Here is a 12,810-nt window from a genome sequence, read left to right as displayed (position 1 = left end):
CACCCGCTCCGCGTGTCCGCACCCGGGCTTCGCCCGGGTGGGCCCGGCGCTTCGCGCTCGGGCCGGGCCGCTCCGCTTCGCTCCGGCGGCCCGTGAGGCTGAGCCCCAGTCAACCAGCTGGGCAGGGGAAATGGCTGAACTCACGACAGGCTGACTAGGGGGAGGGGTGGGCGCCGCGTGTGGAGTCCTCTTCGGACTGGCCCTGGGGATCGCGGGCGCCTGCCGATCCGTCGCAAGCAGCGGTGGCAATGGGCATACGCCAGCCGGCCATCAGGTGTGTATCAGTTTGAGCCTGTCAGGAAACCCTGCCGGATGCGGGGTGTGGACTTGGCCATCTCGCGCAATCTGAAGCAGCTGTTCTTCAAAACCCATTTCATCGGGGGCCAGCTTTGTGTTTCCGGTCGAGGGTTTTCGGAAAATTCCCGCCGGTGGCCTTAAAGGGCCTGGACTCGGAGAATGTAGATGCGTTCGTCGCGCGGGACGGTCATGTACCAGAATAGGCCGTCTTCGACGTCGGCGGTCTTCATCTTCTCGCCGACCCCCTGGTAGGTGGTGCCGTCCAGGTAGAGGGCGGCGGCGGCGCGGACGATCTCGTCGGCTTTTCTCTCGACCTGGGCGACGAAGGCGAGCGGCGCGCCGGTGACGACGTGGTCCTCGTTCGGGTTGTACTCCCAGGCCCAGGTCATCCGCGCACCGCTTCGGCGGCGGCGTTCACGATGGCTCCGGCGAGGGCGGCCTGTTGCTTGCGCTCTTCCGGGCTCTGGGCGTGGTTGGCGAGGTACTCGGCGCGGTGCAGCTCGGCGAGCGTCTCGGGGTGGCGTGCGATCTCGACGTCGACCGCCCACTTCGTGGTGAAGCGGAGCAGGGGCTTGAGGCTCTGGCGCTCGACGGCTTCGGTCATGGCCCGGGCCTGGTCTGCGGTCATCTCGGTCAGCCGGCTGGGCATGAGGGCGGCGACCGCCTCGTACAGGGCCAGGGGCGTTTGGGCGGGCTGTGGGATCAGCTCGGGGCCGTGGATCGGCTGGGCGCTCATCGGTACCTCCCTCTCTCAGGTGCCTAGGACACCGTACGGCAGCTGGCCGTGGCCCGGTGCGGGGCGGTCTCGGGCCGGTCATCGGGCGCAAGGCCGCTGGCCGGTTGGAAGGCTGCGGAGTGGGCCCGCTGCTACAGGGCTTGCGGGCGGCGCCAGGGCGGCCGGGGCGCGGGTGCGGAGGCGGCCCGGCGCAGTGCGTTGTCGTGGGCGGCTTCGATCCAGGTGGCGATGCGGGTGATGGTGTCGTGGTCGAGGTGGGTGAGCTGGCCGACGGTGTGGTGGTCGGTTTCGGTGGGGTGAAGGCCGGCGCGGGCGAGGGCGGTGAGGAGGGGTTTGGTCTTGGGGGCGGTGTCCGGGGCGGGCTGCTGCTCTTGGTGCGCGCGCTCGGCGGCTTGGGCCTGGGCGGCGGCTTCGGCGAGTTCGCGGGCGCGGGCCTCTCGGTTCCAGCGCTGGACGGTGGGGTCGCGGTCGGGGTCGTAGGTGGTGAGGTGTTCTTCGGCCATGACGTAGCCGATGCGACGCCATTCTTTGTGGCGGGCGATGGCATCTTTGATCATGGCTTCGTCGTCGGCGTTATCGCAGACGCGTGAACGGTGGCGTTCCCACATGGCGGCTTCCTGGGTGGCTTCGGTGATCTGTTCCCGGGTCATTCCGGTGGCCTTGCGGCGGACCGATTCACGCGGGTTGATGATTCTGCGCATGGCCTTTTCCTTTCGACTTCACCAGTAGTGAATCTTTTAGCAGGGTTTTCGGCGGGAATGCAAACGGCGCCCGCGCGGGGTTGCGCGGACGCCGTCTCTCCGATTAGTGGGATGTTCTGGTCATGGTTTCTTTCTTCCTTCGCGGGCCGAGGACGGCCCGGAGGGCGGGAGACCCTATGGCATGGACCGCCCGTACGGAATCTGGGTCATGCTGTAGGGGACTTCCCCGTCACTTCGGGCCTGCTTCGGCCAGCGTTGCGCGTGGAGGAGGCGCACCTGCCACCAGGGGTCGTCCTCGGGTGGCCCGTTCTTCTCGGCCCGGCGCAGGGCGCGGGCGGTGGGCAGTTCCAGGACGATGGGCTGTGCCTTGGTGGTGCGGCGCTGGTGGTCGCAGGAGGGGCACTCCAGGCGGTCCGGGTCGGCCGGCTCGTACAGCTCGTCTCGGGAGTCGTGGGCGCCGCCGAGCGGGCCGTGGCAGGTGTAGCAGGGGTGCAGGGCGTCGTTGTGCGCGCGGGCGGCGAGCAGCACCTTGCGCAGCTTGGCCGTCTCGGCGTTGTGCTTGGCCTGCTCGGCGCGCTTCTGTTCGGCTTGCTCCTGGTCCTCGCGTTCTTGGCGGCGTTGGTCGATGAGGTCCCAGTCGGGTTGGTCGTCGAGGGCGTCGGTGAGGGAGTGCCAGCCGGGCCGGCCGAAGCGCCACCAGGTGGGTCCTTGCCAGCCGTGTTCGCGTAGGCGCTCGACGGTGGTGCCGAGCACGGGGATCTTGCCGTGGAAGGTGGCGTAGGTGACGCCCTCCTGCTCGTGAGCCCAGCCCTGCCAGTGCTCCGCAGTGGCGTTGCGCAGGTCTTTCAGGCGCTGTTCCAGGGCCTCGGGGCTGTATCGGGGGCGGCTGCCCTTGGTGCCCTGGTCCAGGACGAACAGCACGGGCGGACGGACGGATCTGCGGGGGCTGTATCCGTAGGCGGGTTCGGGGGCGTTGTAGCGGACCTCGACCTCAAGGCGCTCCTGGCCGCCGTCCTGGACGGTGCGGTCGAAGTAGCGCTTGTAGTTGTCGAGCTTTCCCGCGACCTTCCGGACGTCGGTCATCGTGCCCCGGTCGAGCTCCAGGAAGGCCACCGGGATGCCGAGCTCGGAAAGGCGGACGACGGCGTCGGGGATGACGTTGAACTTGCCGGTGATGGTGTGGGGCGTCTCGGTGGCCCAGGCCTCGATGCCGCCGGGCAGCGGACCGGTGGGCAGGGCGCGGCGCGGGGGTGCCTGGCGGGTGTCGGTGCGGGGCGGGGCGCCGTGGGTGGTCGTTCCGGTGACGGCGGTGATGATCAGCTCGTTGACGAGCATGGCGTGCGGGGCGCCGGTGGCTCCGGCGCCGCGGGCGTGGCCGCCCATGTCGCGGTCGTCACCGAGCGCCTCGGCCGCAGCGGCGAGGCCGAGCAGGGTGAGGCCGACGATCTTCTGGGCGCCGGGCCCGCCCGGCTTCGGCTTCACGGCCTTCTGACCATCCCCGGCGCCCTCGGCTCCTCCGCTGTCCGCAGCAGCCTTGGCGGGGCGGCGGCCCGGCGGCGAGGTGGTGCCACGCGCGTCGACCAGCTTGTGCTTCTCCAGGTCCCGCACCGCCTCCGCCACGTGCTCGACGCGGTGGTGGTCGCGGTACTCGTCGTCGGCGACCAGGGCATGCAGCTGCTTGTAAGTGGCGATCTTCAACACGCCCAGCGCGGCCAGCACATCCGCGCGCAGCGGGGCGGTGGAGCCGTTGGGGTTGCGGGCGGAGCGGCGGAAGTGGACCCGGCCGGGGCCGGCCGAGCCACCGGGCGGCTGCTCGCCCTGGCCGTCGTACTCGTCGTGGTCATCCATGCTGCTCCCCGTGACGGTGATCGTCTTGCCTCTCTACCTCACGCCACCGACACCGCCCGGCCGCCGCACCACCCCTGCCCCGCCCCACCAGCGCCGACCACCGGGAGGCGCGCGGCCACCCGGCCACGAAGGGAAGGGGCAGAGCGGACCCGGAGCGGCAACAGGGCCCGTCGTGTCGAACGACACCGCAACGTCAGGAGCGGCGCCAGGCGCCGAGTCCGTTGTGAACCTTCGTTACCCGGACGTGCCAGTGACCGGTTCGTGTCGCCGCCGCTGACACTTCCTGTCGCCGGGCGCTGACATCCCGACGTCGCTCCACAACCAGGAGCGAACCCGAGACCGTACCGCCCCACCCAACCGCCAACACCACAAGCCAAGGACAGGAAGGGGAGGGAGAGGGTTGTCGGCAAGCTTGGCGGCCTCGATTTTGGGCCCTGGCCTGCGGGAATGTCGAAACCCTCGGAAGGGAAGCCCCCGGGGACGCCCCCGGGGAAACACCCGGGGAGTTCGACGGGCCGGTTTCGCCCTACCCAGGCCCGTGTGCGCGCCGCGACGGTGCCTCAGGCGCCGTCCGCCCTACACGCAGAGGGGACCGGCGGCACGCGGCCACTGGCGGATCCGAACCGGGCACAGTGAACTCCGCGCGGAGTCGGTCGACGAGGACGACTGTGGTCTGGCGGGCGTCAGTGCACGGTCGACGTGCCGGTCTCCGTCCTGGCTGCCGAGAACAGGCATCTTCATCCTGCGAAATGGTCATGCCACCGGCCGGTGGCGACGGTGCTGGGATGGTTCGGGCCCAGGACTCGGGCCTGGGTGTGCAGGATTCCTTGCAGAAGCCTTGCTGCTTCGGCGGCTTTGCCGGACTTTCCGAGGTTGTAGGCATGCTGATAGCGGTTGACGAGGGTGTCGGGGTGGTCAGGTCCCAGGGCCCGCTCGCAGTCCGCAGCAAGCCGGGCGTAGATCTGGGAGGCGTCGGCCCAGTACCCTGCTTGGCCAAGGTTGTAGGCCTGTTGGGAGCGGGCCAGGAGTGCGTGAGGGTGGGCCGGGCCCCCTAGCCGAGCTTCGTCCTGCGCAATCTCGGCGTAGAGTCGGCCGGCGCCCACTCTGTCTCCCCCTTGGCCGACGTTGTACGCGTGCTGGTGCCGGTTGATGAGGACGAAGGGGTGATCGCTGCCCAGGACCCGCTCGCGGTCCACGATGAGGTCTGCGAGCAGACGCACCGCCCCAGCCCGGTCACCCGACTCACCGACGCTATAGGCGTGCTGATGCCGGGCTTCGAGGGTGTCAGGGTGATCGCTGCCCAGAACCCGCTCACGGTCCACGACGAGGTCTGCGAGCAAACGCACCGCCCCAGCCCGGTCACCCGACTCACCGACGCTATAGGCGTGTTGTTGCCGAGTCGTGAGGGTGTCAGGGTGATCGCTGCCCAGGACCCGCTCGCGGTCCACGATGAGGTCCGCGAGCAGACGCACCGCCCCAGCCCGGTCACCCGACTCACTGACGTTGCAGGCATGGCGATGGCGGGCTTCGAGGGTGTCAGGGTGATCGCTGCCCAGGGCCCGCTCGCACCTCTGGACCAGGTCTGCGAGAAGGCCCGCAGCCTTGCTGTAGTCACCGGTGCCGCGAGCATCTCGGGACTCTTCCCAGAGCGTGGTGAGGAACTCGACGGTAGCGGGGTTGTCCTGGCCGTCCCGGACAACCCCGGACGGTTCGATAGCGGGGCCCGAACCGTCGGCTGGTTCCCATCCGGACGGGCCCTGGAGCTCTCCAGCAATGTGCTGAAGGGTCTGGTCATCGTTGACGGCGGCAGCACGGGTGAGAGCCTGATCGATGTCGTCGCCCACCAGGTCTGTAGTACTGCGCTCGTCCGAGTCCATGTCCATGTCCATGGACGCGCCAGATCCGGACGGCGGTTCACCGGCCGGACCGCCACGGGCAAGGCTCCGGAGCCGCTCCAGTTCGCCGGTTAGCTCCAGCACACGCCGCTGAACGCGGTCAGTGAGCTCCTCTGCCTGACGCTGCTTCTCCCGGGCTCGTGCCAGCTCTTCCCTGGCCCGACGCTCTTGGTGCAGTGCGCGGCCGAGTTGCTGCCGGATGTCGTCTGGCGCACGCAGGTGATCAGGCTGGCCGAGGAGCCTGTCGCGTTCGGCGGACAGACTGCCCACCCGCTCCTCCAATGCACTGATCATAGTCAGAAGTATCATCACCAGCTGCGCGGAGTTCCGGGCAGCGTCCTGGATCTCGGCCTGCTGCTCCAGAGCCCTGGTCAGCCGCTCGTAGGTCTCTATTTGTCGGGCGCGGGCCAGCTCCAACTCGGCGCCGAGCCCGTGACCGTTCTCCCGGGTGGCGGCATGGGCGGAACGCGGATTACTGGCCGCGTGCACCAGCCGGGTGGCTTCGGCCTGACGCCTGCCGCGTAGCACCGGTTCTGCCACCGTCACCCTGATCAGCTCGGTGACGAAGGACTGGTCCGGTACCCGGCCGGACAGGTAGAGCCCGACCTGTGATCTGGAGTACCTGATCTTCTCCGCGACCATGGTCATCGTCAGCCCGCTGGCATCAACCTGGGCCCGCAGGAACAGCGCCAATGCCTCGGCCTCGGGTGTCTCGGCCCGCACCGGCCCCCACGGCCTTCCGCCCCGACCTCGCATGCTGCACTCCCCGTCCCAGCTCAGGCTCCCCCTTTGCCTCGCACGTCCTGGGACAACCCGCTGTTGTCCGAACCTTACCTGCGGTAATGCCGCTTCCGCTTTCGGACTATCCAGATCAGCCACAGGCTCTTCCCTGTCCCCCGGCGCACCGCCGACCGGAAACCATGGAGGAAGCCATGACAATGCCCGAACGCACCTCGCAGGCACAGCCCGAGACCGACCCGCTCCTGACCGCGTACGCGGCCCTCGTCCTCCTCATCGCGGCCGTCATCGGCCTGATCGTCGGAGGGCTCGCCTTTCTCAGCGGCAGCCCTGCGGCCGGTGCCGTCCTCGCCGGACTGAGCGCCGTTGGAGTCAGCGTCCCAGTACTGCACCGGCTGATCCGCTGACGCCACACAAAGCATGGCGCCACAGCAGTGCGGGTCAGGTCAGCCGCTGGTTGCAGGCGGCTCGGAGCAGGGCAAGGACGTGGGGCGCATCGGTGGAGAGCCAGGTGTCGCCGTCGGGACGCCCCCGGGGAGACGCCCGGGGATCCGTGGCGGGCTCTTTCGCCTCGCCGGGCCCGCCCTCGCGCCGTGACGGCGGCTCAGGCCCTGGTCGGCACACTACCCGGCGCAGGCCATCAACATGCTTCTTCACTCGGGCGGCCCTTGGCGGTCGGCGGCACCGAGGCGGTGCGCGGCCGGGCTGCGGTGCGTGGCCGGGCGGTCTTGCCTCGCGGGTTCGGCGGCTCGGGGTGACGATTGTGGGTCCGGCGGCGTTGGAGCGGGGGTGAGCAGCACTTTTTCGCCCCGTCCGCGGCGCGGCGCCGGGTTGGGGCCGGGTGTCGCCGGCCGGGCCTTCGCCGTCGTGGGCCGGGCGCCGCGGTCCCCGGTGCCCTGGTCTCAGGAGTCTGTCGACGACGGGCTGCAAGGCGTGCTGGCCGGCCATCAGCAGCTGGTGGCCGAGCGGTGGGAGACGGTGTTCGAGGACCTGGACGAGGACGTCCTCGGCGAAGTGGCACAGGAGGCCCGGCAGGACGGGCAGGATCCGGGCCTGGCCGTCGATGTCTTCGTGCGGGGGCTGGTCCGGCAGCTGGAGGACTGGAAGAAGGCCGGCAGCGCGCTGGAGGAGGCGTTGGGAGCGGTGGTGCTCGGGCGGCCGTTGCCGGTGTGGGCGGCTGACTGTCTGGCGGCCGAGCAGGGTCGGCTGTGGGGTGCGCGGCAAGCGCTGCTGGAGGCCGTCGCGCGTTACCACCATGGTGGCCCTGGGGCCTGGTGAGCGTGGGTCAGCGCGGCGCGGTGGGCCTGCGGGCGGTGTGCGCGCGCCGGATGGCATCCAGGGCCAGGTCGGCGGCGGGGTGGGTCTTGGGGCGGGAGAAGTTGTCGGTGAGGAGCCTGGCGGCGCCGGGCGGCTGGTAGAGGAGGGCGATCCATCCGGCTCGGCCCCACGGGCCTTCGGGCAGGGGTGCGGTCCAGCCGATCGGCGTGCTGCGGTGGCGCAGCTGGAGGACGCCTTGGGCGTTGGGGGTGTGCCAGGATCCGAGTTCCCAGCCGGGGCCGAAGGTCACTTCCAGGTCGTCCAGGAAGTCGGGGAAGTCGAAGCGCTCCTCGGGGTCGGTGCAGGCTGTCCGGCGGGCTTGCTCGGCGGTCTCGGCAGCGGACTGCCAGGTGGGCAGGTGCCGAGGGTCTGTCCCTGCGGTCGGCCGGGCGGTGGGAAAGCTGGCTGGCGCGGCGGCAGGGGTGGGGGCGGGGGTTTCGCCCCGCGGGGCGTTTGTCTCCTCCGGTCCGTCGTCGTCCTGGTCGTCGAGGCCCCAGCGGTCGATCCGCTCGCGCGAGCGGGCAACCAGGCGCTCGTGCTCGCTCAGGTCCGGCCAGCGGGCCTTGTCCCGGATGTCCTGCGCGGCGCGGTAGGCGCGGGTGCCGTAGGCGGGCAGTACCCGGGCGAGTTCTGCGAACGCGTCGGCCGGGTCGCCGGCGGCGGTCTCCTCCAGGAAGCGGGCCAGGCGGCGGCGCAGCGCGTCGGCGACGCCGAGGAGGTTGCGGCCGTCCTCGCCCCAGCGGGCGAGGACGTCGTCGGCCGGGACGGCGGCCGCGGGTGCAACAGGTGCAGCGCAGTCCGGCACGATGCCCTGGTCGGGTGCAGCAGGTGCGGCGTGGAGCGGTGCAGCGGCGGGGCCGGGTGCAGCGTCCGGAGCAGCTGGCGGTGTGGCGTTCGCGGCTGCTGCTTCGCGGGCCTTGGCCTTGGCGCGGTCGTTCTTGCTGCGGCAGGAGCGGGAGCAGTACTGCTTCGGGCGCCCGGTCGGGCCCTTCGGTGCCGGGTTGGAGCAGCCGGGGCGGGCGCACTGCCGGGTGGGGGCCGCGCTGTCGGCCGGCTGGTCGGTGGCGGCGGTCGGCGGGGCGCTGTCCATGCCCGGGATCGTAGCCGCCGAGGTCAGCGCACCGGGCGGGTTTCGCCCCGCCCCCTGGTGCGGGGCGAAAGTCCGGATCTGGCAGGCCGGGGCGTGGGTTTCTGCGGCACGGCCTACAACGGGACCCCGAGGTGGACCCACTGCGCGTAGACCTGGGTGAGCGCCGTCTCGGTGCCGGCCTGCCACCGGTTCAGGGCCAGATCGGTGACCGCGGCCCGCACTGCCGGACCGTCGAGGGCGAGAACCGCGACCACCGGCTCCAGGTCCGCCGCCATCTCGGACGGCGTCCGGCCCCGCGGGTAGTCCAGGCTCTCTCCCAGCAGCGCCAGCGTCGAGGGCAGCCCGGACATCTCCTCCCCGTTCCCGCCGCCGGCTGCGGCGTGCAGCGCGGCGAGGACGTCCTGTAGGGCTTTCAGGGCCCAGGCCGGGAGGACGTAGAGGACGGCCGGGGGCTCGGTGTCCTCTGCGGTGGTGGTGAGGCCGGCGGCGATCTCCCCGATGACCGTACCCGCCGTCTCCAGCGTCAGGGCCGGGAGTGGGTATTCGCTCGGACGGACGCGGGCCGCGGCCGCGGTCAGGCTGAGGACCTCCGAGAGGTAGACGGCGCGCTGGATCCAGGCCGGGTTGCCGGGCAGGATCCGAGGCAGTTCCAGGCCCGCCGGGCTCTTCGTCCTCACGGGGCCGAGTATCCCGATTCACGTGGCATCCGGCGGGCGGTTCCGGCGAAACGAAGGCGAGCCCGGCCCATGGCTGCTAATGCGTTGACCTGCGGTGGGGAGTTTGGTCGGGGCGAAACTCACCGGCCGTGCGTGACCTTGACGATGCTGGCGCCGGGGACGAGGACCAGGAGCAGCGGGAGCGCGAGCGGCAGCACGCGGTGAACGAGGTAGTCGCCGAGGTGTCGGAGGCGGGCCGGCGGGCGGCTGGGTGGGTGCGGAGCTCGCCGGGCGGCAGCCGGAGGAACGGCACCGGATCGTGTCGGCGCGGGCGGCCGACGCCGTCGAGCGGGCCGCCGGCAGCGAGCGGATCGCGCTGATCACCGTCTGCTCGCTCGCAGTGGCCGGTCACCAGATGCGGCCGCGGCTGGCGGAGGGTGGGGGCGTGGGCATCCTCGTGGTGATCGAGCGGCCGGGGCAGCCGGACCTCATGGTCGTGCACGCCGCCGGCTCCGACCCGGACGTGCCCGGCGACCCGCTGCCGGTGACGGCCTGCGGGCTCGACACCATGGGCATGGCGGTCGACCCGTGGCGGCCCTCCGGGCCAGGCTCGCGCTGGTACCCGCCCGAGTACGCCGGTCACATCTGCCCTCGCTGCGAGCGGGCCGTCCGGTCGACGTGAGCGCGGGCCGGCTTCGGCGAGCGCTCACCAGTGGTGGCCTGGCTCTGACCTGCGGCGGGGAGTTTCAACGAGGCGAAAGCGGCGCCTTGACAGGACGAAACCCGCCGGGCCGTGCGTGACCGTGACGACGCCGACAAGGTTTGACCGGTCATGACGATCCTGATCCCCCTGCCCGGCAACCGGACGAACCACGACGAAGGCGGTGGCGCGGTGTCGGTCCTCGCCGCCGAGCGGGCCGCCTTTGCCGCCGCCCGAGCCGCTCGGGCCGAGGAGGACCTGATCGCGGAGGCCGAGGCCGATCGCGCGCAGGCCGAGCAACAAGCACGACTGGCTGCCGCGATGGGGATCGCGGCGGCTTCGGCGAGCAGGGCGTCGGTGTGGGTGTCGGAGCTGGCCGCCCGTACCGGCAGCCGGCATCTGGCTGGGTACGCGGAGGCGGTGCTCGCCTGCGGCCGGGACCTGAACGCCGAGGATGACGAGGACGGCGGCCTGGCCGCCGAGGACGTCTTCGTGCTCAGCGGGCTGGTGTTGGTCGACGAGCCCGGCCTCACCGCCGACGAATGCCTCGCCCTGGCCGCGGTGGGCGCCATCGCTCTCGCGATGCCCCGCACCATCACCGCCGGCTGCCCCGACCGGCAGCTGCCCGAACTCGCCCATCACCTCGACCAGGCCGTGGACGCCGGACGGCGCGCCACGGCGTAACGCTCCCCGTCCACGCGGTGGCCCACCTCTCGGTTCCGGGGGCGGGCCAACCCCGTGACCTGCGGTGGAAGGTTTGACGGGCGAAACTCACCGGTGTCCGGCGGCCGAGCTGCACGAGTGCGTTCGCTTTCGCGGCCTGCCACGCCGACCGGGCTCGCGAGTACTTGTCCTGCGTCGGCGGCCAGTGGGCTGCCCGCAACGGCTGCGAGTGCAAGTAGGAGGCGCTGGCCGAACACCCGGAGGATGGCAAGCACGACCTCCTGTGCCACCACACGGAGCTGCCCTGGCTGGTCATCGAGATCGAACGTGCAACCGTCACGCCGCCGACAAGCTCGCCCGCACAGCTGCCGCCGGCCGCATGGCGATCTGGCTGCGCTGGGCGGGCCGCCCCCAAGTCCGTCCCCATCGAAGTACTGCCCGGTTCGTAGTGCGTCCCGCAGCAGATCGTGCTGAGATAGGTACAGAGAGAAAGCAGGCGATCGCCAATCATGGTCGGCGGGTCCAGCACCCCCCTGAGCCGGCGAGTTCTCCTGAGCGCTCTGCTGAGTCTTGTGTGACCTGACTGAGGTCACCCCGGGGCCGCCGTAGCGCGAGTGCCACTCGGCGAAAACTTGCCGACCACGAGTCAGCCCGCCCACGCGGCAATACCAGCGGCGACACTGACGGCAGGAATTACATGAAATAATCCCGCCTTTATTTTGCAATATTCGAATGCGTCCTTTCGCGAGGACCCATCGGGCGGCTTATTTGACTTGTGCACACTCCACACAATGCGCGATCCAGGCATTTTGGCGCTTCACCACGAGCCCGCATCAGATGCCCCCCTCCATTACCGAAGCCCAGAGCGAGCTTTTCGCCGCCACGTAATAGTTTCGCCAAAGAACAACCATCCTCACATCGCGGAGGTCAGTGACATGTCTACCACCCAGCAGCCTGTCCAGCTCAGAGCACAGACGACCAGTGGCCACGTGGCCCTCAACGCACCGATCAGCGGAGATTTCACGGCCGAACTCACCGATGCCAGCGGCCAGCCGATTCCAGGGCGGCAAATCACCTTCTACAGCACCACGACCGGCCAGAAGATCGGCACTGCGACCACCGACCAACGAGGAATCGCCGAGATGAACTCCGGGTCCAAGGTCGGCAGTCCGGTACTAGTCGCCGACGTGGTGGCCTCGGGTGCCGACGCACGGTTCGACGGTGATGACGAGTATCAGCCAGCCACAGCACACGCTGGCACCTCTGTAGGCGCGTAGCGGACCGGCGCGCGATCCGCCCAGCCCGAGACCACCGCCCAACAAGCCCGGCCCGGTGCACCGGGCCGGCCGAACGACTGTGAGCCCATCCGGGAACCCTCTCCCGCACAAACCCCCGGAGCCGATCATGTCTCTTAATCAGACTGAAACAGTCTATTACTATCCATCCTCCGAGGCCTTTTCCAATAACCACATGATGAAAAGTCGCCTTCTCATGCAGCAAAACGGGGCGAATGCAGACGTTTACCTCCAAACGGCAAGCAACGCGAAATTCCCCGCCATGGATCGCAGCCAATATGACGTCGCAGGCAAAGTCGACGGAAAGTCAGTTCAATTCGACAAAACCGGGGTCCCTGAAAAAATCCGCCTCGGCGGGAACGATCCCAATTATATTGGCACTTTCAAGAACACCAATACCGAGAAGCTCGAAGCAGGATTTATGGGCCACGCGTACGGGGATGTAAAAGTCTACAGCACTGCTTCCTATGACGTCGAAAACAAGTCGGGAGGGAAGCAGGGAATTTCACAGTCAGCGGTGTCCGAGGGGTGGATGCCAAATTCCGGGAAAGTCGGTTTCACCACTGGAAATTTTGAAGCCTTCGCCGACTGGAAAAAGCCCGGCGAACATCAATACACGGGGCCACCCGAGGGCGACCAGGACGTGCAGTACCGCAAAAAGAGGTCAGCAGGGGAAGAGCTAGGAAAAGAGCTAAAGCTGGAAAGCAGTGACCCCCGGATATACCAGCCAGGACAAAAGCAAGCGCTAGAAAGCGATGACCCCCAGAGAGTCAACGTGGACGGCGGGAACGACCAACCCAACCCCTCGAACCTCGGCGACACCCCGAACCTCGGCGACACCCCGAACCTCGGCGACGGCGGGAACGACCAACCC

Annotated in this window: 13 protein-coding genes; 6 read left to right on the top strand and 7 right to left on the bottom strand. The window is 69.6% G+C overall.

What is annotated here, in order from left to right; translation table 11 throughout:
• Window positions 1–434 precede the first annotated feature (434 nt).
• The 5 genes from ABTZ03_RS42390 to ABTZ03_RS42370 all read right to left on the bottom strand — a co-directional run bounded on the left by ABTZ03_RS42390 (window position 435) and on the right by ABTZ03_RS42370 (window position 6,200).
• Window positions 435–686: a hypothetical protein gene (locus ABTZ03_RS42390; protein ID WP_350518610.1), complete on the bottom strand. Its 252-nt coding sequence runs from the start codon at window positions 684–686 to the stop codon at window positions 435–437.
• A complete protein-coding gene (locus ABTZ03_RS42385) occupies window positions 683–1,033 on the bottom strand; it encodes a hypothetical protein (protein WP_350518609.1) in 351 nt (116 codons plus the stop codon). Before ABTZ03_RS42385 ends, ABTZ03_RS42390 begins: the two co-directional genes overlap by 4 nt.
• A 131-nt stretch (window positions 1,034–1,164) precedes the next feature.
• Window positions 1,165–1,734, bottom strand: a complete 570-nt coding sequence (locus ABTZ03_RS42380) for a hypothetical protein (RefSeq protein ID WP_350518608.1) — start codon at window positions 1,732–1,734, stop codon at window positions 1,165–1,167.
• Window positions 1,735–1,908: 174 nt separating this feature from the next.
• Window positions 1,909–3,582, bottom strand: coding sequence for a replication-relaxation family protein (locus ABTZ03_RS42375; protein ID WP_350518607.1), 1,674 nt, complete (start codon window positions 3,580–3,582; stop codon window positions 1,909–1,911).
• Between the two features lie 737 nt (window positions 3,583–4,319).
• A complete protein-coding gene (locus tag ABTZ03_RS42370; protein ID WP_350518606.1) occupies window positions 4,320–6,200 on the bottom strand; it encodes a tetratricopeptide repeat protein in 1,881 nt (626 codons plus the stop codon).
• Between the two features lie 209 nt (window positions 6,201–6,409).
• Here ABTZ03_RS42370 and ABTZ03_RS42365 point away from each other — a divergent pair, with 209 nt between their 5' ends.
• Together ABTZ03_RS42365 and ABTZ03_RS42360 are read left to right on the top strand one after the other, a co-directional pair.
• On the top strand, window positions 6,410–6,622 hold the full coding sequence (locus ABTZ03_RS42365; protein ID WP_350518605.1) for a hypothetical protein: 213 nt from the start codon (window positions 6,410–6,412) through the stop codon (window positions 6,620–6,622).
• Between the two features lie 382 nt (window positions 6,623–7,004).
• On the top strand, window positions 7,005–7,493 hold the full coding sequence (locus ABTZ03_RS42360) for a hypothetical protein (RefSeq protein WP_350518604.1): 489 nt from the start codon (window positions 7,005–7,007) through the stop codon (window positions 7,491–7,493).
• Between the two features lie 7 nt (window positions 7,494–7,500).
• Here ABTZ03_RS42360 and ABTZ03_RS42355 read toward each other — a convergent pair whose 3' ends face one another.
• Together ABTZ03_RS42355 and ABTZ03_RS42350 are read right to left on the bottom strand one after the other, a co-directional pair.
• Entirely contained in the window at window positions 7,501–8,622 is a 1,122-nt protein-coding gene (locus ABTZ03_RS42355) for a Rossmann-fold NAD(P)-binding domain-containing protein (RefSeq protein ID WP_350518603.1), read from the bottom strand.
• 113 nt (window positions 8,623–8,735) lie between these two features.
• Window positions 8,736–9,299: a hypothetical protein gene (locus ABTZ03_RS42350; RefSeq protein ID WP_350518602.1), complete on the bottom strand. Its 564-nt coding sequence runs from the start codon at window positions 9,297–9,299 to the stop codon at window positions 8,736–8,738.
• A gap of 250 nt (window positions 9,300–9,549) precedes the next feature.
• Between ABTZ03_RS42350 and ABTZ03_RS42345 the strand changes: the two genes are divergently transcribed.
• The 4 genes from ABTZ03_RS42345 to ABTZ03_RS42330 all read left to right on the top strand — a co-directional run.
• Window positions 9,550–9,960: a hypothetical protein gene (locus ABTZ03_RS42345; protein WP_350518601.1), complete on the top strand. Its 411-nt coding sequence runs from the start codon at window positions 9,550–9,552 to the stop codon at window positions 9,958–9,960.
• 150 nt (window positions 9,961–10,110) lie between these two features.
• Window positions 10,111–10,662 (top strand): hypothetical protein, encoded by a 552-nt coding sequence (locus tag ABTZ03_RS42340; protein ID WP_350518600.1) that lies wholly within the window; start codon window positions 10,111–10,113, stop codon window positions 10,660–10,662.
• Between the two features lie 914 nt (window positions 10,663–11,576).
• Window positions 11,577–11,918: a hypothetical protein gene (locus ABTZ03_RS42335; protein WP_350518599.1), complete on the top strand. Its 342-nt coding sequence runs from the start codon at window positions 11,577–11,579 to the stop codon at window positions 11,916–11,918.
• Between the two features lie 127 nt (window positions 11,919–12,045).
• Window positions 12,046–12,810 (top strand): hypothetical protein (locus ABTZ03_RS42330; RefSeq protein ID WP_350518598.1); only part of this gene is annotated, 765 nt, incomplete at its 3' end.

The sequence above is a fragment of the Kitasatospora sp. NPDC096077 genome, assembly GCF_040303245.1.
In the GTDB taxonomy this organism is placed as follows: domain Bacteria; phylum Actinomycetota; class Actinomycetes; order Streptomycetales; family Streptomycetaceae; genus Kitasatospora.
This window is presented reverse-complemented; position numbering and strand designations above follow the sequence as displayed.

Bases quoted from the DNA above. Each gene is read 5' to 3' on its own strand.
- ABTZ03_RS42390 (WP_350518610.1), bottom strand. From the start codon at position 686: ATGACCTGGGCCTGGGAGTACAACCCGAACGAGGACCACGTCGTCACC.
- ABTZ03_RS42385 (WP_350518609.1), bottom strand. From the start codon at position 1,033: ATGAGCGCCCAGCCGATCCACGGCCCCGAGCTGATCCCACAGCCCGCC.
- ABTZ03_RS42380 (WP_350518608.1), bottom strand. From the start codon at position 1,734: ATGCGCAGAATCATCAACCCGCGTGAATCGGTCCGCCGCAAGGCCACC.
- ABTZ03_RS42375 (WP_350518607.1), bottom strand. From the start codon at position 3,582: ATGGATGACCACGACGAGTACGACGGCCAGGGCGAGCAGCCGCCCGGT.
- ABTZ03_RS42365 (WP_350518605.1), top strand. From the start codon at position 6,410: ATGACAATGCCCGAACGCACCTCGCAGGCACAGCCCGAGACCGACCCG.
- ABTZ03_RS42355 (WP_350518603.1), bottom strand. From the start codon at position 8,622: ATGGACAGCGCCCCGCCGACCGCCGCCACCGACCAGCCGGCCGACAGC.
- ABTZ03_RS42340 (WP_350518600.1), top strand. From the start codon at position 10,111: ATGACGATCCTGATCCCCCTGCCCGGCAACCGGACGAACCACGACGAA.
- ABTZ03_RS42335 (WP_350518599.1), top strand. From the start codon at position 11,577: ATGTCTACCACCCAGCAGCCTGTCCAGCTCAGAGCACAGACGACCAGT.